This is a genomic window from Stieleria tagensis, assembly GCF_024129865.1.
GTDB lineage: Bacteria > Planctomycetota > Planctomycetia > Pirellulales > Pirellulaceae > Stieleria > Stieleria tagensis.
In genome coordinates, this window is record NZ_JAMYFE010000056.1 from 19,765 (window position 1) to 40,555 (window position 20,791).

At 52.0% G+C, this 20,791-nt stretch carries 16 protein-coding genes; 11 read left to right on the forward strand and 5 right to left on the reverse strand.

Going from position 1 to position 20,791, the window contains the following annotated elements; translation table 11 throughout:
- Positions 1 to 18: 18 nt before the first annotated feature.
- Positions 19 to 999: a hypothetical protein gene (locus tag NHH03_RS14075; RefSeq protein WP_253157130.1), complete on the forward strand. Its 981-nt coding sequence runs from the start codon at positions 19 to 21 to the stop codon at positions 997 to 999.
- Here the strand turns inward: NHH03_RS14075 and NHH03_RS14080 are convergent.
- Both NHH03_RS14080 and NHH03_RS14085 read right to left on the reverse strand, forming a co-directional pair.
- Positions 996 to 1,451: a hypothetical protein gene (locus NHH03_RS14080; RefSeq protein ID WP_253157132.1), complete on the reverse strand. Its 456-nt coding sequence runs from the start codon at positions 1,449 to 1,451 to the stop codon at positions 996 to 998. The two genes, NHH03_RS14075 and NHH03_RS14080, sit on opposite strands and share 4 nt — an antisense overlap.
- A gap of 69 nt (positions 1,452 to 1,520) precedes the next feature.
- A complete protein-coding gene (locus NHH03_RS14085; protein WP_315861454.1) occupies positions 1,521 to 2,558 on the reverse strand; it encodes a replication initiator protein A in 1,038 nt (345 codons plus the stop codon).
- Between the two features lie 485 nt (positions 2,559 to 3,043).
- Between NHH03_RS14085 and NHH03_RS14090 the strand changes: the two genes are divergently transcribed.
- The 3 genes from NHH03_RS14090 (at position 3,044) to NHH03_RS14100 (ending at position 5,414) form a co-directional block, all read left to right on the forward strand.
- Positions 3,044 to 3,652: a recombinase family protein gene (locus NHH03_RS14090; RefSeq protein ID WP_253157136.1), complete on the forward strand. Its 609-nt coding sequence runs from the start codon at positions 3,044 to 3,046 to the stop codon at positions 3,650 to 3,652.
- A 261-nt stretch (positions 3,653 to 3,913) separates the two neighbouring features.
- On the forward strand, positions 3,914 to 4,276 hold the full coding sequence (locus tag NHH03_RS14095) for a phosphoglycerate kinase (protein WP_253157138.1): 363 nt from the start codon (positions 3,914 to 3,916) through the stop codon (positions 4,274 to 4,276).
- 160 nt (positions 4,277 to 4,436) lie between these two features.
- Entirely contained in the window at positions 4,437 to 5,414 is a 978-nt protein-coding gene (locus tag NHH03_RS14100; RefSeq protein WP_253157140.1) for a DUF3991 and TOPRIM domain-containing protein, read from the forward strand.
- Positions 5,415 to 5,767: 353 nt separating this feature from the next.
- Here the strand turns inward: NHH03_RS14100 and NHH03_RS14105 are convergent, their stop codons facing one another.
- Positions 5,768 to 6,004 (reverse strand): hypothetical protein, encoded by a 237-nt coding sequence (locus NHH03_RS14105; RefSeq protein ID WP_253157141.1) that lies wholly within the window; start codon positions 6,002 to 6,004, stop codon positions 5,768 to 5,770.
- A gap of 265 nt (positions 6,005 to 6,269) precedes the next feature.
- On the opposite strand from NHH03_RS14105, the gene NHH03_RS14110 reads away from it, so the two are divergent.
- The 3 genes from NHH03_RS14110 (at position 6,270) to NHH03_RS14120 (ending at position 8,291) form a co-directional block, all read left to right on the forward strand.
- A complete protein-coding gene (locus NHH03_RS14110; RefSeq protein WP_253157142.1) occupies positions 6,270 to 6,665 on the forward strand; it encodes a DUF6876 family protein in 396 nt (131 codons plus the stop codon).
- A 149-nt stretch (positions 6,666 to 6,814) separates the two neighbouring features.
- Positions 6,815 to 7,813 (forward strand): ArdC family protein, encoded by a 999-nt coding sequence (locus NHH03_RS14115; RefSeq protein WP_253157143.1) that lies wholly within the window; start codon positions 6,815 to 6,817, stop codon positions 7,811 to 7,813.
- A gap of 208 nt (positions 7,814 to 8,021) precedes the next feature.
- Positions 8,022 to 8,291, forward strand: coding sequence for a hypothetical protein (locus tag NHH03_RS14120; protein ID WP_253157144.1), 270 nt, complete (start codon positions 8,022 to 8,024; stop codon positions 8,289 to 8,291).
- A 116-nt stretch (positions 8,292 to 8,407) separates the two neighbouring features.
- Here NHH03_RS14120 and NHH03_RS14125 read toward each other — a convergent pair whose 3' ends face one another.
- Both NHH03_RS14125 and mobF read right to left on the reverse strand, forming a co-directional pair.
- Positions 8,408 to 8,815 (reverse strand): hypothetical protein, encoded by a 408-nt coding sequence (locus tag NHH03_RS14125; RefSeq protein WP_253157145.1) that lies wholly within the window; start codon positions 8,813 to 8,815, stop codon positions 8,408 to 8,410.
- Positions 8,790 to 11,687 (reverse strand): MobF family relaxase, encoded by a 2,898-nt coding sequence (gene mobF, locus NHH03_RS14130; RefSeq protein WP_253157146.1) that lies wholly within the window; start codon positions 11,685 to 11,687, stop codon positions 8,790 to 8,792. The genes NHH03_RS14125 and mobF overlap by 26 nt, the downstream gene beginning before the upstream one ends.
- 459 nt (positions 11,688 to 12,146) lie before the next feature.
- Here mobF and NHH03_RS14135 point away from each other — a divergent pair, with 459 nt between their 5' ends.
- The 4 genes from NHH03_RS14135 to NHH03_RS14150 form a co-directional block, all read left to right on the forward strand.
- Positions 12,147 to 13,244 carry a PDDEXK nuclease domain-containing protein gene (locus NHH03_RS14135; RefSeq protein WP_253157147.1) on the forward strand — a complete coding sequence of 366 codons (1,098 nt, stop codon included), beginning with the start codon at positions 12,147 to 12,149 and terminating at the stop codon, positions 13,242 to 13,244.
- 218 nt (positions 13,245 to 13,462) lie between these two features.
- The gene (gene avs1a, locus NHH03_RS14140; protein WP_253157148.1) at positions 13,463 to 14,656 is read left to right on the forward strand and encodes an AVAST type 1 anti-phage system MBL fold metallo-hydrolase Avs1a; all 1,194 of its coding nucleotides are present in this window, start codon (positions 13,463 to 13,465) and stop codon (positions 14,654 to 14,656) included.
- A complete protein-coding gene (gene avs1b, locus NHH03_RS14145) occupies positions 14,649 to 20,453 on the forward strand; it encodes an AVAST type 1 anti-phage system protease Avs1b (protein ID WP_253157150.1) in 5,805 nt (1,934 codons plus the stop codon). Before avs1a ends, avs1b begins: the two co-directional genes overlap by 8 nt.
- Before the next feature lie 91 nt (positions 20,454 to 20,544).
- The coding region (locus NHH03_RS14150; RefSeq protein ID WP_253157152.1) for a hypothetical protein at positions 20,545 to 20,791 on the forward strand (247 nt) is incomplete at its 3' end.

Here is a 20,791-nt window from a genome sequence, read left to right on the forward strand (position 1 = left end):
CACCTAGCAGGACGATAAATGACACGGAGTTCTGGGAAAAAACGTCCCGATCACAGCGCGATTGAGCAAGCAATCGTTCACAAAGAAAAGGAGTTGCGGACGCACCTGACAATCAGCACCATCGCGGAGGGATCAGGGCTCAGTGTGGCGAGCGTGAAACGCTTGCTTTACAACAGCGACAGCCACGGCTATGACACGTACCGGCAACTAGGGAAGTTTCTCGATCGCGAACCCAAATGTCTTTGGAAACATGCGATACCGGTGTTGAAAGGAGGATCACCTGTTCAAAGTGCATTGACGACATTTGCTGAATTACTGCACGATGGAAAAATCAGCTGGTCCAAGGGGCAAGACCTTGGTGAGGCGTTGATGTTGGGGGCCATCCCTGAGATGCGGGGCTTTGCTCTTAGCGTGCATCAATGGGAAGAGCTTTTTGAGCACCTGACTAGACGGGGGCATCTGTATCGGCGGTTCGATGGCACCCTTGAGCCAGGGCGTCCGACTCCGAAGAAACTTTTGGAGCTGATTAGGGTGCGAACAAAGTTTGAGTGTTGGCTGGTCGATCAGTTTGTTGCACGGGACGAATACGATCAAAAAGCCATCGTCACAAGCATGAGGCAAGCGTACGAATTATGTTCTGCAGAGTTGGTGCGGGGAAGAGAGAGTCACTTCGTCGACAAGGAAACTCAGGTTCATCTTTGCTGGTGCCACGAGAATCATGACTTGCGAGACGTTTTTGCACTGATGTTAAAACGGTCAAGGCAAATAGCGGACTTCTTGCTGATAGAGCGTCTGAATCATCGCAATCCAGATGGCTACGATTTTATCGAACAACTAAATGAAATGCCGGGCGAATGGTCGACAATCATTGAGACGATTGAGGCTTATCCAAACGATGCTGAAAAAATCAAGAAGCAAGTTAAATTACACATGAAACGCTCTGAATTGATGGTCGAGCAGATCGCCTATCATGAGAAACGACGAGGTCGTCGGTCCTAATCAAGCTGTGGGGGTATCAGACGATCATGCGGATGATTTGATTTGGACGAGCCAATTCCTGCGAGTTGGTTGAGCTGGTCCAATGTTCGACTCGCTTCATGTCGAACATCATCGCGATGGTAGTTCGACGTTTCATTGATGATAAGGCGCGTTGTAAATCGGATCAGGAACATTTCCATCGGTGCCGACAATCCCCCATAATCATCGATTTGCTCCTCACAATCCGCCAGCACACGCTGTGCCTTTGAAAGCGGACAGCCAATGTTGTACTGGTGCTTACCATCTATCAACGGATTGGAGATCAAATCTCTGTCGAGATTTTGGACAAACCATTCGTCCTGCCGGTCAGGGTCAATTTTTTCCAGCCACGGATACTGACATTTGTCGAACGGGAATCCGACCGGAATGTGCGGATTTGCAAATGATTGTGTGCAAAATATTTTGGCTAGCATGTTGTCTCCTCTTCGTTGTTTGGGTTCGTGGTATGGTGCTACGAACAAAGCACATTGTACTTCGAGCAATTACGCTCTCGCATTGCTCGTCAAACGACGACAAAACCCCAGAAACGCGGCATCCGGATCACGCGGAGGCCCCGCGCCAACTGCAGCAAACGCTTCACGCCACTGTCGTTCCAATGTGTACACATCAAAGCCCGGACATTGCAATCGTGCTCGGTGATAGGTGTCTGGATCGAGCGGTGGAATCAGCGATGCAAATGAATTTACACCCGATCCCGGCACCGTGCCACGATTCACAAACGTCACCATGTCGCTGCTTCCGTTTGAATCGAGTCCTAATCGAATGCTGTAGTCCGGCATGTGATCATTCGCGATGTCGTCCTTGACGATCGCCCTTGTCAACCGACGAAATTCTTTCAGCGTGCTGCTGGAGCCAGTCTTTTTTTGCAACAGCTTTAACGAGATCTTCCATTCCGACCGCCGTCCGCAATGCTTCCGAGCCAACTCGTACATCCGTTTTTCGAGCGGCTTACGGAGCCGGAAGTAATCCCTGCTGATCGTCAGAACTTCTCGCGCATTGATAGCATTAAAAATCCAGTCGGAGAGGTTGACTCGTAGTTCTGACATTCGGCCGGACTTGGTTTGCCGGACGATCCGCCAGCTGTCAATCAAACCAAAGCCTTCGCTGATCTCCTCTCCAGCGGTTTTCAGATTCGTTTTGATGCGAGTCCCGCTCAGGCGCTCAAAGGCCGAAACGAGTTGCTCGTAGCCTCGCCCGTCTGTCCGGCGATTAGTCGTGACCAGTAAATCGCGGGCTGTCAGGTGAAGGGTTCGGCTGGTCGGTTTTCCGTTGTTGAGCTTCGCGACGAGCTGACTGATGCAATAGATCAGAATGTCTTTGTCGTGAATGGTTGCCAAACCCAGGCTGCTCGGCGTCACGGTCAGCGTGATGCCGTTGTGCTCGTAATGGCGTTGTCCCGTGTCTGCCTTCGTGGCCAGAGAGAACAATGGATGTTCCATCGTCCCAAGGTCATCCTTGGGGATTGCATCTGTCACATCACATATGAACAGATCACCTTCCGGGTATCGATCAGGTAGCAACGTTGGTCGGTTCGTTTGAATCTGGCCATCCATAGACCGATCATGCAACAGCCGAAATACAACGTCAACAATTACGTGTGATCACACTCGCATTTGTCCCCAATCGTGTTATCAGCCACCGTCGGTCGGATTCGTGCTTTTCCACTCCGATTTGTGTGCTTTCACACTCGCTGAAGTGTGCTTTTACCCACTGGACGGGGTGATTTGTCGTTCCATCTCAGACGTTTGACGAGGTTTTCCACAGGCCTAACGCCTTTTACAAACACATAAAAACACACCGGCGCCGCTGTTTGACCGCAGTCGGACGACTCATCAACGACCCGGACCACACAATCTGGCATTCGGAAAAGTGTAAAGGGTCGATATTGCCAGAATCGATAGAGCGAAACCGGCAGCGATCTGGTCCGAATCAAAACTGTGTTCACGTAAAGTCTCGATTGTCATTGACGATTGACAGTCTTCAGCTCGGCTGGCATGTTCCAACAATGACGAAACAAATTGCCGTTTATTGCCGCGTGAGTTCGGCCAGCCAAGCAACCGCCAGTCAAAAGCCAGACCTGCAGCGTTGGCTGGACGCATTCGGCGAGGGGGTTCCGGTTGTCTGGTACGAAGATCGATACACGGGACGGACGATGGATCGGCCCGCTTGGAATCGACTGATGTCCGATCTTCATGCTGGCAAAATCGCGAAAGTTGTGGTGTGGCGTCTGGACCGACTTGGGCGGACAGCACGCGGACTGACCACCCTCTTCGACCAGCTCCCCCGACTCGGTGTGGGACTTGTCTCCGTCAAAGACGGTCTTGATCTGGAGACAGCTACCGGCCGTTTGATGGCCAACGTTCTCGCCAGCGTCGCACAATACGAAACGGAGATTCGTGGCGACCGAGTACGAGCCGGTCAGCAGATCGCTCGCAACCGCGGCACAAGATGGGGAGGATCTCAACCCGGGCGTTTGCTGTTTCTCTCAAGTGAACAATGCGAACAGATTGTGTCGCTTCATCAGGCTGGCCGATCAAAATCATCCATCGCCCGAGCGTGCGGAGTCAGTCGTCCCACGGTTTACCGAATACTGAAGCAACACGATTCATCGTAAGTACGATCTTACGCTGTCACACTCATCCGCAATCACGAAGATACGACTTTTTCCGGCTGCCCCGATTCAAGCGAGTCGGCTGGCTCTTCATTGGTTTGCTTTGAAGCATCAGGTCCGCAATCCAGCACCGTTCGCCGCCCCCGTCAATGAACGGCCCGCACCAACCTCCGCGAAACGCGGAGCCGTGTTGTTCATGACGGCGACATCGCTCGTTGCTCTTAGGTTTGCGTCCTTCAACGCAACCAACGAAAGGAGCACATCATGGGACTCGATATGTACGCAATGGCAACCAAGGAAAAAATCGATCGGCCAGTCGATTTCAAAGTCACGGAGGCATCGCAAATCTTCTACTGGCGAAAGCATCCTGATCTACACGGCTGGATGGAACAGCTGTACTACATCAAAGGCGGACAGGAACCGTTCAACTGCGTCCCCGTCGCACTTGATGAGTCCGACCTAGACCGGTTGGAGAAAGAGCTTTGCAATGAAGATCTGCCGTCAACATCCGGTCCGTTCTTTGGCGTCTCGACAGACCACGACAAAGAAGACGACCTGGCGTTTATCGCGAAGGCACGTCATCACATCGGGGAAGGCTACACGGTGTTTTACGACTCTTGGTGGTAGGTCGAGCTACGGAAACACGGCGAAACGTTTCGTCGTGTTTCTGTTTTACCGACATTACGATGCAACGGAAAAACGCATGAACAAAGGAGGCAGAATGCCGAAGTGGATAACGTCGAACGCAAACTTGATCGAAAGCTCGAAAACGCGCTACGATAGCAAGATGGATCGTCAGCAAGAACTACAACGCTTCAAAAAACTGGACTTGCAGCTTTATGCCGAGTCTCGCGGCTTTGTGGTCGACCGCCGGCTGAGCAGCCGAAGCAGTGTCGTGATGCGACGTAGTAGCGGCGACAAAATTGGAATTGCAAAAACGACCGCCAACACTTTCGTTTATTACAACTACAAAACCGACGAGGGAGGTTCGATCATCGACTTCGTGATCGCTTTGGATGGCGGCAACCTCGGAACCGCCAGACGCACCCTCCGCGGCTACAGTGGTTCGAACTCAATGCCCCGTACGACCTCGCCAGCATTCCCATTTGAGCTACAGCCCTCTAAGCACGATGCATCACGCGTACTGGCTACTTGGATGAAGGCAAAATCGATTCCATCGACTGGCCATCCCTACCTGACGAAGCATCGTGGAATTCCAGCCGAAGTGCAGAACGATCCCATTTTTCGGGATCGCATTCGAATCTGTGAACGCGGCAATGCGATGTTTCCGCACTTCAATCAATCCGGGTTGTGCGGAATTGAGCTAAAAAACGGCAACGAGTCAGGAACCACTTTCACCGGATTTTCACCAGGCGGAATGAAGGGCCTGGCGTGCTCGCGTCCAAGAGACACCGACGTCGAAATGGTGCTTTGTGAAACGGCCGTCGATCTGTACAGCCTAGCGGCCATCGAAGGAACACAGAATCGCAGGTTCTTCAGCACGGCGGGGCAATTCAGTTCGCATCAAGCAGAGTGTTTGCGATCTGCTGTGAACAACATGCCGGAAGGTGCCAAACGAATTCTGCTGGCATTCGACAACGATGACGCGGGACGTCAAATGGCGTCTCGAATTCGAGATCTTTTGTCAGAATGCCGATTGGAGATCGTTGATCACTTTCCGCGTGGCGACGGAAACGATTGGAATGACGAACTTTTGAGTCAATCCCCGCAACGGCCAACAGCACCGCAGGCCAATCTGCTTTAACGGCTTGGAAATCCCAATCGTCGATACGACTATACGACCTATCGTGTGATCGGCTTCACGTTGAAACGATGCTGCCAAATGGAACAACAATCACTTGCAACGAGTCCGATTACCAGAACCATCGCTCCGGGGTGGGCGATTCCAATCCAATAGTTTACTTGTCCTGGGAAGGGCTGATTGTTGCTGGTCGATCAGTTGGCGTACGTATTTTCCCGCAGAATGATCGACATCTTCTGGTTGTGGTCAGAAGAGCTGTCTCTGGCACGCCCATTCGCAAAGACTTTCTTGAGGCAATTGAATTCGATCGTAAAGCCGTTGAGTGTCTTCGATGCCAAGGTGCTCTTTCCTCAATTTCATGGCTGCCGATTCGGAAGATCCATCGAAGCGTCCAGTGCTTCTGCAACATCACAGACAGCAATGGAGAATGCCCGCGATAGCTGATCGCTGAGGACGTGAACTCGTTGATCGCCGACGCTGACACGCAATCGTGGTGTGAATCCACCTTTCTGAAGCCACGATCGCAAGCTCTCCGCATGTTCGATCGCAGTATCCCGATCACCTTGGTGCACAGCATCTAACAACTGGTTCATTGCATCGATTGGATCCATGTTTCAACCGTTGCCGATTTCAGTGCAGATGTCAATATTCTCACGTTTCCATCGCTCTTTTCTCCACATCTTTGATTGTCGATCCACGCAGCTTCCCACCCTGTCGGCGAACGCTGCAAGGGCATGCCTGCATAACATCGCTTCGCTTGTCTTCGGCATGTCGCTGTTCGCGAAAACCCTTGCATCAACGCCGCCCAGCGGGTGGGGTTTCAGCCGCATGGTCAATCAAACGAAGGAGAAAACGATCATGCAAAAACTTACCGAAGATCAACTCAATCAATTCACCGGCGATCTGGTTCGCTATCGCCATTCAGTCAATCGATCGGTGATCTACACACCCGGCGTCAGGCATGTTGCCGAGCGAGGCGAGGCCTACTGGCTGATCGATGCCATCGCATCTTGGATCGGATCGGAACCGTTCGTCAAAGCCGTCAATGAGGACGGTCGCATTGGCTACATGCACTTTTGGACCCTGTCCGTCAACGCGAACGGGACCGCGAAGCTAGTCGCAAGAGCTGACAGTCCAGACCAGCCATTCATTTCGCAATCGCTTGTTTACACGGACTTTCCCATGAGTTTGATTGACATTTGTGCGGCGTTTGATGGCGAACACTGGACGCTGTATCTACCAAGCGAACACTAAATCAAATCATCACCGAAGCGTCGACGTTCATCGTTGACGCTTCCAATCGAACTGTGATTTAACCGTCGCAGTCAAACTTAAACTAAAGAAAGGGCAGTCCAATGACACTGACACAGGAAAAGACCGCCGCGACTGAAAGGTAGGTCGCAATGGCAAAACGAAACCAAAAGAACAAGCGTGACATCTACCAAGAAGTCACCGACAAGATCATCGGCTATCTCGAGCAGGGAACCGTACCGTGGAGGAAGCCAATCAAGGGTGTCGGCGGCAGCGGCTTTCCGAGAAATTTGCAGAGTGGAAAGAACTACCGCGGAATCAACGTGCTGCTTCTGGGGGTGCGAGCTTTCGAAAGCGGGTTCGGATCTAGCTACTGGCTCACGTTCAAACAAACGAAAGAACTGGGCGGCCAAGTCCGAAAGGGAGAACGTGGCAGTTTAGTCACGTTCTGGAAATTGTACGCGACCACTGATCGTGCGAGCGGTGACGAAATCGAAGTCCCCGTCCTGAAGCACTACACGGTATTCAATCTTGGCCAAATCGATGGAATCGAATCACCCGATACCATGTCAGATGCTGCAGAAACCGAAGCCTTCGAACCGCTGCGGCATGCCGAAGCGATTGTTGCGCGATACACCGATGGACCAAGTCTTCATCACGATGGCGGCCATCGTGCGTTCTATCGGCCTCGAACCGATTCGGTCCACATGCCACGTCCCGAAGATTTCAACGACCGGGAGACCTATTACGGGACACTGTTCCACGAGCTCTCGCATTCCACCGCCCATTCGAGCCGCTTGGACAGAGGAATCGATACGGAGCCGGCCCCCTTTGGAAGTCCTGACTATTCGCGAGAAGAGTTGATCGCAGAGCTTTCCGCATCGTTCCTGTGTGCCGCCGCCGGTATCAGTCCACCGACCATCGAGCAATCGGCAGCCTATCTGCAGTCTTGGATCACGGTTCTAAAGGGTGACGCTCGGTTGATCGTCAATGCTGCCGGAGCGGCGCAAAAGTCAGCGGATCGGATTCTTGGCCAGACGTTTGAAGACGCTGCAAAATCGAAAACGGGGCAGCCGGAAATCGATTCGTCAAAGTCCGAGCCTGCCAAATCGCAGCAAGACCACAATCTGTTGCAGCTGGGATTGTTTTGACGGAGGTGGGATTCTTTTATCAGCGTGTGATCCATCTGTTCGGTAGTGGCTGACTACCAGGATACGCTGCCACGATTTAGATGCCCGCCGCAATGGGCCCGTGTACTCGACTGCGCCTGCGTGCCGCACCAAACCCATGCGGAGGGCATCTGAACCGCGGCTGGATCGCGGACCATGGTCCACCACAATAAACAGAAAGGGAAACACCATGACACAAGAAACCAACAATCAACCTGCCGACACCATCCGCTACGGACTACTCAAGGGTGTGATCTGGAGCAATCCTGGCAAAGACGGAAAGCCAAATCGATACACCGTCAACTACGTCCGCAGCTACAAAAACCCCGATGGGCACTGGAAAGACACGACATCGCTAAGCGAGATCGACAATCTCAAGCTCAGCTACCTCGTGCCAAAAGTCGTCGAACGGATCATCGAGCTGAAAAGTTCGGATGCGACAGCGGATGCTGAGGAATAGCCGGCAAACACCGCTTCATCAAGAAGCTTAAACTTCGGCGGGTTCGCATTTAACAGGATGCGAGCCCGCCACTCGTGAGGTCCCCGCCGAAAAAGTCTCAACTTTGAGACAATCCGCTACTCGGCGGCATTCGTTTCAATCGAGATGCGAATGATCTCCGCTTCTTGCTCGGGCCGGGGCAGCGATCGCGGATCGCGTTCACGTACCCAGCGAACGACCGACAAGGCGAATAGCGATGCCAGGTCTCGCAGATTACGTCCCTCGATCGTCACGGTGACCTGAGTGGCCGACAAAAGACTGATCTGTAGATGGCCGGCATCACGGCAATCAATTTGACGTATATCGTGGTATGCGAGGGCAATCCAACGCCCATCGGACATTCGCAGCTGAAACATCGGTGGCGGCATTTCGTTGGCCTGGACACGAGAGTAGGGTGGGTCGTCTTCTTTCACCGGTCCAATCGACCGAGGGGAAAGCGGTGAAGGGCTGCGATGCTGCTCAAAGGCTCGGGCGGCGTTTGCCATGATTGACACTCCTATTCTGAATGGTTTGACGGGATGAGTTGCGAGCGATCCTTTGATTGCCGATCGCAGCAGTTGAGACGGGACGCGTTCGGCGATGCCACCATCTTCTAACTCTTTGATACGCGGTCAAACGCCGCGATTGATTTCGCCGCTCCTGGGAATGAGACACCACGGGTTTCTTTGCGTCGTTGTCTGGTTGTGGATTGCGCAATAGCTCGGTCGCCGACAACTGTTGACCATCGCGCTCAATTGCACGACGAACCCGTGTTTTGTCGTCGACAAAAATCATGACATCCTGGCGACCACGCGACGCCGTGACGTATAGCGTTCTCGCATTGATCGCCGGCAGAGAGTTCGATCCCATCGAAGCAATCACGAGATCGCGATCTTTACCTTGGCTGGCATGGCTCGTAACGACATAGCCAAAGTCGATGTGCCCGTAATCCTTGTCGATGATGTATCCGCTTTTCAAAAGCAAATTGCCCTTGGCGTCAAATCCCTTCACTTGATCAAGCCGACCATTGCTGATTCTGGTCTTCCCGTTTTTTGCTGTTCCGCCAAGCGAGAACCGTATTTGATCTCCCGCCGCCAGACCGATCGTATTCTCACGATAGACTTCAAATCGGTCCGCTGCAGCAAGCGGCAAGCGTTTGTGCATCCCGTCTTGCAACGAAACGATCTCGACTTCACTTCCGGCCGCCCCCGCGACGCGATAGCGTTCGCCTTTGTTGAAGCCGCCTTTGACGTTCTGGTGAAATTGAATGATCGCGTCAGTCTGTTGCTGGTACGTCGTCACTTCACTCTTCTCGGCTTCGGTCAAGTTCATCGACAGTAGCCGATTCACATTTCGCTCGTCATGGGAAACTCTTCCCTTCTGCCGCATCAACGATCGAATTTCCTGAGTGACCTCGTCGCCTTCGGCATGCGTGGGCGAAACGATCAGTGCCGTGCGTCCGCTGTCCAGTGCGTCCAGATACGATCCCGCAATCTGCTTGCTCTTTTCGTCGGGATCGACCTCGTGGATTTTGCCCATGGATTCAAAACGATCAAAGCCAGCAAGCAACCCCGACTTGCCGGTTTCAGCGTCAATCTGCTGCCCCCGACTGATCATTTCCACCGCCTCTCGATAGCGCCCTTTTTGTCTTTGGACCGCTTCCACTCGCGCGATGCTGAGCCCGGATTCTTCTTCCAGTAGCCGCATTGCTTCACCTCTTCGCGGCGAGGCATGCTGTCGAGTATCGCCAGAGAGTACAACCCGCGCACCCTGCTGATTGGCAATCCGAAAGATCTCGTTCATGGCCCGCACATCGACCAAGCCGGCTTCGTCGATCCAGATGACTTGCTCTCGCAGTTGGTCGTGCAGCTTCGTGTTGCGGATAAGATGCTCCACCGTCTGAGCTTTCGCGAAACCCTTTTCTTCCAATACCTGTTTCGCTCCCGTGCTGGGCGCGAACGTGAAGACCTCTTTTCCGTGGTGTCGCACGCCTTCGGCAGCTTCCTGCATCAACGACGATTTCCCCGTGCCGGCTCCACCGGTGATCGCTAGTACGGAATCACGAGAGCGAAGGACGTGCTGCACCGCTGCCTTTTGTTGATCGTTCAACCAATCGCGTTTGAATGAATGGTCGGTGTTGGAAATTGCATGTCGGGTTCCTCTTCCGTTGCGTGCGAAATCAATCATTTTTTTCTCTGCGAACAAGACTTCTTTGGTGGTGATCAACCGTCGAGTCGCACCATGCTTGGCAATCAACCTTTCGATGATGTCGTGCCGATCGAGAGCGATCTCCATTTGCTCGGGACAGAAGGTCAAGCCGTGTTCCAGGGCCGTTGCGATGACTTGATGTCGCTCCACCGTCGAGTTGCGATAGAGATGATGGTCCAGTGCAAACTGAATCGATTCGGAGATGTCCGGTGCCTGCCAATCCTTCGCTTCGCTGGTGCGTTTCTGAATCGCATCAAATTGCGCTCGTTCGTTTTGGTCTAGCCGCGAGCGCCATTCGGTACGAAGTGCATCGATCGTCGTCCCCGTGTCTTTTTTTTCGCGAGTCGTTCTCCCCAGGCTGGCTTTCTTGCCGGCGTCTTTAATGCCACGTTTTCGCGCCGTCTCTTCAACTTGTTGAGTCCGCCGACTGAATTTCTCGATGGTTGAACGGTCTAGGCCAACCAGTTCCCACCCGGCTTTGACACGCCCCGACTGAAAGTACCGAGTCGGGGCGACGTCAAAGCTGAGTTGATCTTTCAACCGACGTGCCAACCTTGATTCAAATTTTGCTTGCAGGCTTGGACGCTGGCGGATGATCTCTTCAAACTGGCCGGCGTAGTGTCTTCCGTCTTGGAACGTCCAATTGATGGCAAACGCATGGACATGCAAGTGCGGATCTGCAACGCCATCGACGGGACGAGATGTCTTGTGCAAAAAGTCCGCGTAAACCAGTTCACCCGTCGTGGATTTCTGTTCGCTGCGATGGTGCTTGCCGTGTCGAACCCGCCGCTGCATCAGTGGTTCAATATCTTTGCTCATGGTTTCTCTGACCGTTTCCCGCAGAGCGTCGATGATCCGTTCATCGTCATTGATCGCCCAGACGAGCGAGACGCTTTTCGGAACTGAAAAGGTAAAATCAACACCGGGGCGCCGGTCTCTTCTTTGCCGCTGCGTGAGTTGTTTTCCGCTGGAGGGATGTTGGCCGGCAAGCAACGCAGCAAACTGTTCTTTGGTCACATCGCTACCAACCTCTAAACCCAAACGATCAGCACCTTTGCCATGCCATTGACCGTTCACTTCGGTACCCAAGTAGTAGTCGCCCTGGGTGAGGACTTGATCGAAGTATTGCCGCGTTGCCGCGATGTTTTTGCTTTGGGTGGCGATCAACATGAGCTACCTAGTGACTGATCCAGCAGAGAGAATCTGGATAAAGAAATTTTGTGATAGGCTTGTCCCCTAAGCAGGGCTTAGGCGTCTACCAAGCGTTCCACGACTGACTCGCAAACGCAACGGTTTGACACAGTTCTATCCACAGCCATGTTCAACGCAACTTGTTTGCACAGCAACTGAGGCAGGCAAGTTCCAGAGACGAAATGACGGTCGAAGCCGATTGTCGGTTTACTTTCAACCTGAAGACGCGCACGCTGTCATCGGAGGATCGTCGATTACAATCCGATGGTGTTTCAATGGTCCGATGAGGAGGGAGCGGTTTTCAATGCAGAGCAACTTTGGCAACAATCACCAGCAAGTCCATCGACGCGGTCGACGTCAATCTGCCGTCCGCCGTCCGATTGCGATGACGATGCAACGACGAGATAGTCCTTCCCGCAATTCGATGGAGACGAATCGATGAGTGAGCTGGCTAAATCCAACGAGTACCGGCAGTGGATCATTTCGGTAAAAGAGCGGATCAAAGCCTCCCAGATCAAAGCCGCGGTCGCCGTCAATGTGGGATTGCTGGAACTTTACTGGTATCTGGGTGAGCAAATCCTGGAGAAACAAAAGACAGCCAAATGGGGTGATGCCTTCTTGAAGACGATGAGCGAAGATTTGCTTCGGGAGTTTCCAGAGATCAAAGGGTTTTCTCGCCGGAATCTTGAGTTGATTCGTCAGTGGTTCATGTTCTGGAACCCAGCCTTGTCTTTCACGCTGCCCGGTCAATCGCAGGCGAGCCAAGTTGCGCAACAGCCTGATTCGCAGATGTTCACAATTGCGAAACAACTTGTTTCGCAAATTCCGTGGGGCCACAACATCGTCTTGATGCAAAAACTGGACGGACCTGAGGAGGCCTACTTCTACGTCCAGAAGACAATCGAAAACAACTGGTCCCGAGCCGTTCTGACACACCAGATCGAGTCGGACCTGCACCTGCGAGAAGGCCAAGCGATCCACAATTTCGAGGCCACACTGCCAGAGCCGGAAAGCGATCTCGCCCGTCAACTGCTCCGCGATCCATACAACTTCGACTTCCTGACCCTGACCGAGCGGCACAACGAACGCGAACTGGAGGACGGCCTGATCGAACATCTGACCAAGTTCTTACTTGAGCTCGGCGCCGGCTTCGCGTTCGTCGGGCGTCAATTCAAGATCGATGTCGATGGCGATGAATACAGCATCGACCTGCTGTTTTACCACCTGCGGCTGCACTGCTATGTCGTCGTCGAACTGAAAGTCGACAAATTCAAGCCCGAGTACGCCGGCAAGTTGAACTTCTACGTCTCGGCAGTCGACAGCCAAATCCGTACCGAAGTCGACGGCCCCTCAATTGGCATCCTCATCTGTAAATCCAAAAGCGACATCAAAGTCGAATACTCCCTCCGCGATCTGACCAAACCCATCGGCGTCAGCGAATACCAAATCACCGAAAACCTCCCCGAGCAATTCCGTTCCTCAATCCCAAGCATCGAACAAATCGAAGCGCAATTGGAAGATTGGGAAAACGAGTGAGCTCTCGCTTCCAACTCAGGACCTGGCGGTGCTGACATCTGACTAGAAGAAAACTTGCCTTTTGTTACTCCGAATAAGGCTCTCCGGCGTCGGCCGCCGGAGCGCGTTTAAGAAGCCCCACCTCACGCCGCACGACCACCAATGTAGAATTCTGGATTCTATAAATCCCATCAGCTCTCTGATGGAATCCGAAAACCAGACTCATGAGGGGCGAACAGTTGAGCGTTATCGAAATCACGATGTTTTCGGCTGGCAACGGTGATTGCTTCCTGGTTGAGTGCGCGGGAGAGTCTGAGGCTCGAGTTCTGATCGACGGGGGTTTTGCCAAGACGTTTTCAGGCAGCGCGTTTGAACGCCTACGAGCAATCAGCGACGCGGGTAACAGCATAGATCTACTGATTTGCACTCACATAGATAGCGACCACATCGGTGGTTTGATAGAGCTGCTCAGACGAAACGAAAGTGCATCAAACGCGAATGTCATTGAAGTGCGGCAGGTGTGGCATAACAGCTTGCGCAGTCTCGCAGAAGAAAAGGCAATGGATGGCATGCCTCAAGCCGACAATGAACTGCTCCAATCGATTCGGCAAAGCGGCTACAGAACGCCACAGACTGCCGACCGTTCGGAAATCTCCGCTATGCAGGGAAGCAGCTTGTCAAATCTGATTGAGCAAGGTGGCTATACCTGGAATGACGGACGGGGCGCAAACCCGATTGTCGCGCCATTTGCTCACCTACTGAATACGGATTGCCAGCTTACCGTATTGACTCCAACGAGGTTAGGACTGGACGGATTGCTTGATGTATGGATCAAAGCACTACGGAAAGTCGGATACTCTGGGTCTATATCTGATAATGCGATGCTTGCGGATGCATTTGAGTTCATGTGTTCGTTTGACAAAATGCAATTGCAATCAGAGGAGATCGTTGGAAAGCGTGCGCAAGATGGCGACCTAGCAGATGTCTATACTCCCGACTCTTCCGTGACGAATCGAAGTTCGATCTCGTTCATTCTTGAATACGCGGGTACAAAGTGTCTTTTTCTCGGTGACGCTTGGGCCGAAGAATTGGTTTCATCGCTGGAGTCTTCCGGCAATTCTAATACGCAGATAGTGTTCGACGTGATCAAGCTATCGCATCATGGAAGTCTTCACAATACGAGTCCTGAACTATTGAATCTGATCGATTCGCCCCGATTTCTAGTGTCTACTGACGGTCAGAAACACGATCATCCGGCTTTCGAAGTATTGAAAGCGATCGTAGATCGACCGGCAGACTTCGAACGCTCGATATTCTTCAACTATGAAACTGACGGATCAACAAGACTTCGTGCATACCGAAGTAAATCGGGAGCAGCTTTCTCCGTTCACGTTGACAAAGACGTCAAGGTAAGGATCCAAGCAAATGTTTGAAGTCGAAATAAGATCGGCAGTATGCAAGGTCATTTGCAGCGACGATATAGGCACGGGATTCCTAATAGCTGAAGACAAAGTTTTGACAGCACGTCATTGCGTCCTCGCCGCAATTGAAGATGGTGCGCGGATTGCTTTGGAGTTTCTCGATTTCGAAGGCGGAACTATACAGATTGAAGCAAAATTGAAAGACCATTCGGAAGAATCTGACGCCAGTATTCTTGAGCTCGCCGAGTCCGTTGAGCGGAGGCCGCTCTCGCTTTTTACAAATGGGGCACGCGAAGGCAACGAATGGCTTTCATTCGGGTTTCCGAGAGGCAAGCCCCTCAATGGACACCGTGCAACTGGCATCATTGAAGCCGTTCAGGCGTCGCTGACAGCTAGAGTAGACATTGATTTGTCCGTCGCAACTTCGAGCCAGCTAAGCGACTACTCAGGAATGTCCGGTGGGCCATTGCTGTCCGGTGCTCAGGTAGTTGGGATGCTTCGCTTGCGCTTTGATATGGCCCTTGCCGCGATCAGCGTCAGAAGCCTTGAGGGCTTTCTCAGGAAGAACGGCATCAACAGCTTTGATGGACAACCCACACAAACAGACGACCAGTATGCCTTGCGAGAGGAATTCAGATCGACCTTCGAAAATGCCATTCTGACGAACGTTGGTAGATATCTGTTTCTCGAAGGGCCAAACGGCATCGGTAAAACGACGTTCTGCAAGATGTTTAGTCCCGATGACCGACGGATTTTGAATGCAGGAGCGTATTGCATACGCGACGGAGTTGAGAGCAATCCAAACGCTAATTCTCGAGCATCTTCGCTCTTCGATTGGCTCGCATCAAGTTTGTCAACTGCGGTAACCGGACATCCGAGCAGGCGCGAGCAGATGCCGTTTGAACAGATGGTTGAAAAGACTTCCCATTACCTGGACAGCTTTTCTCAGTTCTGCGCTGCCGAGCATAAAGTCGGCGTGTTATTCATCGATGGACTGAACGAGGCACTACTGCTTGGGGAACAGAGGTTGAATGACCTTGTAGGTTTACTACCCGCTCGCCTTCCGGAAAACGTCGTGATCGTGTTTTCTGCGCCTAGCTATTCCCTTGTATCTCATTGTCTCGGTGGCCGACTCGATGATGAACGCTGCATTAGGCTTCCGCCTTTGGAAACCGATGCAACACGAGCGTTTACATATCACAGACTCATAGAAGAAAAACGCAACGACCTCGCACTAGTCAATGCGATATCACATAAATCTTCGGGGCATCCTCTCTACCTGAATTACTTAATTCGCTACGTGAATCAAAGCGAATCGGGAGAGCCGTTGGCCGATTTTCCCAGTCTGGATGGCCCGATCGAGCAGTACTACGAACAACTTTGGCAAGGTCTACTGCAAGACGCTCACGTCACCAACCTACTTGGAATCATTTCGCGACTGCGGGAGGGAGTGTCACCGGAGACGTTGCACCAGATCTTGAACGTGGCTGAACAAGGCGTGTTTTCATCTACGATAGTAAAAGTTCAACACCTCTTTCTTGACCGCGAGTTGACGGCCATCTATCACGACTCTTTTCGGGTATTCGTTGTTGCAAAAACCTCCGCTGTCAATCTGTCAATCTGCCGTCGACTAGCGGAATTCTGCGTCGAGAACAAGGACGAACGTTACTGCAAAACCAATCTTGTGTTTCATTTGTCGCAATCAGATGCCAGCCATCGGAAGATCGCTGTGAACTCATGTGTTCAGGATTGGGTAGATGCATGTGCTGAGCTGAGCGTCGCACCAGACACACTAATTGAAGATATAGAACTTGCGTTAGGGTGCGCATTGGATACCGGGGATGCCGTGAGCTCGGTTCGAATACTTCTACTTCGCCATCGTGTACTTTTTCGCTACGACACGCTTTTTGCGCAGTCCGCGACGCTTGTTGCGAAAGCGTTCGCTGCCCTTGGACGCCCGGCCGAAGCGCTTAGTCATATATTTCGATACGACCAAATCATCGTTGGTATCGATGAAGCGATCGAAATTGCCTGGTGCCTGATGCGAAATGGGCACGAAGATGAGGCAATCGAAGTCCTTGAAGCCGCATCGGATCGGTGTATCGAAAACTACAGCTCTGGAACCATCAAAATTGGTGACTTTATTGAGCTTAGCCGCCTGCACTTAATTTGCGTTTTGTTGCTCAGAGTAACGGAACGAAACCAATTACCGTTCGTTGCATTCATCCAAAGAAAGAATCTTGAGTTGATTGCTGAAAGCCTAGGTGATGCTGATCCGGCCTTGTTGGACTACGCGGAGCGCAGGTTGATGGGCGTGCCAAACGAGTACTTCTTGACTTTTTGCGATGTCTATACATCTAATTCAGTTCTTCTGAGCTTTTCTTCGACTGGAAATGAATCGGCAGAGGCGCTATCTCCACGATTGCTTGACATGCGACTGGATCAACTCGTCTCCCATGTTCAGGATATCGACGCCTACGGTATATCCAAAACAAGTCGCAACTATGATGATTTGCTTGCAAATATTGAATCGACCATCCCTTCCGACGGATCATTGGATCGACACGATATAGAGTTCGTCATCGATGCATTGATCGAAGTAAACGCAAACACTACCACGATTCTTCGGCTACTCTCGCAAAACTACGTTGTGGCCCCATCTTCGTTTGTAGTCAGAGACGCCAACGGAGTTGATGCTGATATTGGAGATTTCCATCGTGAGTATATGTTGCGACGGATAAACGCCTATTCCGATGAGGAAGCTCAGTCAAGTGTTGGTGTGGTTGTCGCTGAGGATGACTGGGAGCAGCACTTACGAAACGTTGCAACAGCGCTGGCAACTGTCGACGGAAAATCGAGGCGAGCATTCTCAACGGGCGATACAGGCGCGTTAGACGACTTGTGGGAGATGTTCAATAAGCAATTTCTCAACGCACTTGACTATCCCCTTGCATCCAGAATTGGATGGAGACGAGCGTACGCGATTCCTGAATGCTTTTTGCCGGTGCTGCTACGACGAGCTGCTGATTTGGTCTTCGAATGCCATAGAAATCGTGCTAGTGAGTTTCTGCAGTGGCTAATAGCGGGATGCGAGAGACAGCTAGGTGTGTACTCGGAAGGATTCAGATCATGCCTTTATCAGATCATTGATTCGTTTTCTCGGCACGAGTTAGAGTCCGAAGAGCGTTCCCAGCTCTTTGAGCTGCTTTCAAAGTACCGAGAGCACTGCATTTGCGGCGTCGAGAACAGACACGAACTCGTGCCTGAGTTGCTGAGCATTATCCGACTTCTAGTCGCGATTGGCGCCAATGAGGAAGCACGAAATGTCGGCAGGGACGTACTCAGATTCTCGATGGGGCCCACATGGTACAAAGAAGACCAATTTGCGCTGTTGAGCACTGCCGTGAAGTCGATTCGTTCGACGGACTATGCAGCTGATTTTTTCCCGAAGTTCGCTGCCGTCCTCGAGAGAGCATGCGGCGAAATGACGTTCCAGAGATTCATTCGCTACGAGAAGTCAAATCTCATTGGATTGCTTGTTGAGCGGGGTCGTCTACGACAGGCAGTTGAGTACTTCAAAATGCAATCCTGTGGCGACACCCAAACGCTGGTTGATGAAATACGTGGCGGCAGGATCGACACTGCCGGCGACTTGGGGAATCGGCATCCCGGTGGCGCAATTGACGAGCAGGAAGCCCTCCTGCGAATCGTCGCATTTAAGCGTGCCCCGTGGCAGCTCCAATGGGCGCTGTTGGAGGTGTTCCAGATTGGCGACACTCGACATATCTCTTCTTTCGCAGAGCGATATGCAGCAATCGTAAATGACGGCGAGCTTTCGTCAAAGCAGTTGCAAGGCGTCCGCGATCGAATTCAATTGATTGCTCATAACGAAGTGCCCGTTGATTGCCAGTGGGAATTCAAGAGATCGTTTCTGACGCACGTCGTTGATTCGCAACGCCAGTTTTTTGAAGCCGCATTTAGTGAAATTTTTGAGCCGCAAAACACGGGGCCACCGATTGTTCAGAGTGGCAACTCCAGCAATGAAGCAAGCTCAAGCAGTCCTGATAGAGAACTTTTTTTCCCAGGTGTCTTTGGGAAGCAAGAGGCATTCAATGATGCAGCAGAGCGAATTGAAGCTGCTGAACAAGAGAGAAGCTTAGGAAATAGTCAAGTAGCGCGCACTCTTTTTCGTGAACACTTGGCTCACATCCAGAATTCCGACTGGTCAATTTGGGAGCGAGCCGATAGCACGACGACCGCGGCACACGCTGCTATTCAAGAGATATGTGTATCCGAACAAGAACTCATTGATTCATATAAGCCGCTAGTCCTTGGTGAAAAGAACGCTTCTTCCTGGGTTGTTGCCGACTATCTGATTTCAGCTTCGTCGAGATTCTTCGAAGACGAACACGCTGGCTATGCCGAAGCCGTGCTGGAGCATCTCAGCCGAATGGTTGGCGATGTGTCTGAACTGAGCGAGCGATTCGAATTTCTGTCAAAAACAAGCGACGATGACAACGAAGCCCTATTTGACCTTCTCATTTGGGCAGCCATGCACCCAAACTGGATTCGAAGGGAGAAAGCTGGTGAACTGTTGCTGTGGCTTGCAACGGCATGGGATGACGCACTGCCGTTCTTGGTGAAGAATGCCTTTGGTACTGAATCAGGCTTTGGCGCCGACATCGCTTGCGGCGTTCTGGAGTTCGAATCGGAGCTAGCTCCGCAAAGCATCTGGCATGCGATTGAGAATCAGAATATCGAATTCGATTCAGTTTCCAAGCATTTCTATCGCGCAAACTTTCTGCGCCATATTCTTGGCCAAGTAGCAAGCAGCACGAGTTCTGGTCAAGCGAGCGAGCTTTTTTCCAAACTGTCCAGCATCTACCGCCAGAATGACTTTGTTTTTGCATCCACCACTTCAGATGAGCCTCCATACTGGGCAGCTTGCATCGAAGAACGATGGAAGAGTTTAGATTCGCTTGGCATAGTGTCACAGTCATTGCTTGACGAATTCACGCGATTGGTCTCGGACCGATGCGCCCCATTCTCGATTGATGAGGTTTTTAATATCGAGAGTGCGGTTTGCCGCACCTTCTACGAGCCTCCATCGAGAGGGTTCAATCGTTGGACATCAAGAGTCCTAGACGCTCTGAACGACGCTCTATGCGGCTACGTCAAACATGAGGAAGCTGAACAAGTTAGAAATGTCCTAAGGGTTGTGAACCCTTGTCTTCCAACGAAGCACCGCGGTCGCGGCAGAGAAGACTCCTTCAAGAAAATGCGTCAGGCGATTATTTCCGGCGACATTGCGGGTGCAATGGTTTATGACAACAAAGCACTTCTGCATTATCTGGAATTCGGGCGTATTTCAGAACGGTCGCCAATGAATCTCATTGAGGTAGTCGCAGTGACGTTACTGGAAAATGACATGAAGCGTCGCCTGTTCGCCCCCAGTCTTATAGCAGAGTTTTCATCACGCCAGCTGCCTTGTTCGGCGGGAAATGATCATGAGACCTGCGCAAGAGTCAATCCAGAAATGGTTTTTTTCGGATCGCTAACGCCCGCGTTCCCGCTACAGAGCTTTTTGGACAAGTACGCCGCGACAAGTGACGACTGCGAACGCAGAGCCTGGGTCGGGACTCGCTCTTCTGACGTGCAAGAGTTTGGCCAGTCTGATGGCGAAGGGTGCAGCTTGACTATCAAAAGTGCCGTACTCGATTCTCGCAACGACCTTAAACTTGGGTGGATCGTTCTTGTTAACGGCGAGGTCGCTGCAGTGGTTGACTCTGACAATAACCAATTATTTTAGGTGATGAATGTTTAACTCTATGCGAACGCCGAGAACGCGAGCAGAGTTTGAGCGCGCGTTCCATTTTTCGATAGAAAAACAAATTCGTGTCATGGATCACATGCGAGACTACGTTCGTAGCTTGTCGCGTGTTCGCCTGCTGCCCAACGGGCGTGCGGACTTCCAAAGTGTGGACGAACGAGCTAGGCTGCATGCCAACATGAGCTTGCCTGAAAACATGCCTCCGATGCCCTCGCAAACGCGGGAGCAAATTGTTGAAGGCGTAGCAAGTTCGCGAGCGGCCAAGAAGAAGTCTGCGGCCAAGAAGAAGTCTGCGGCCAAGAAGAAGTCTGCGACCA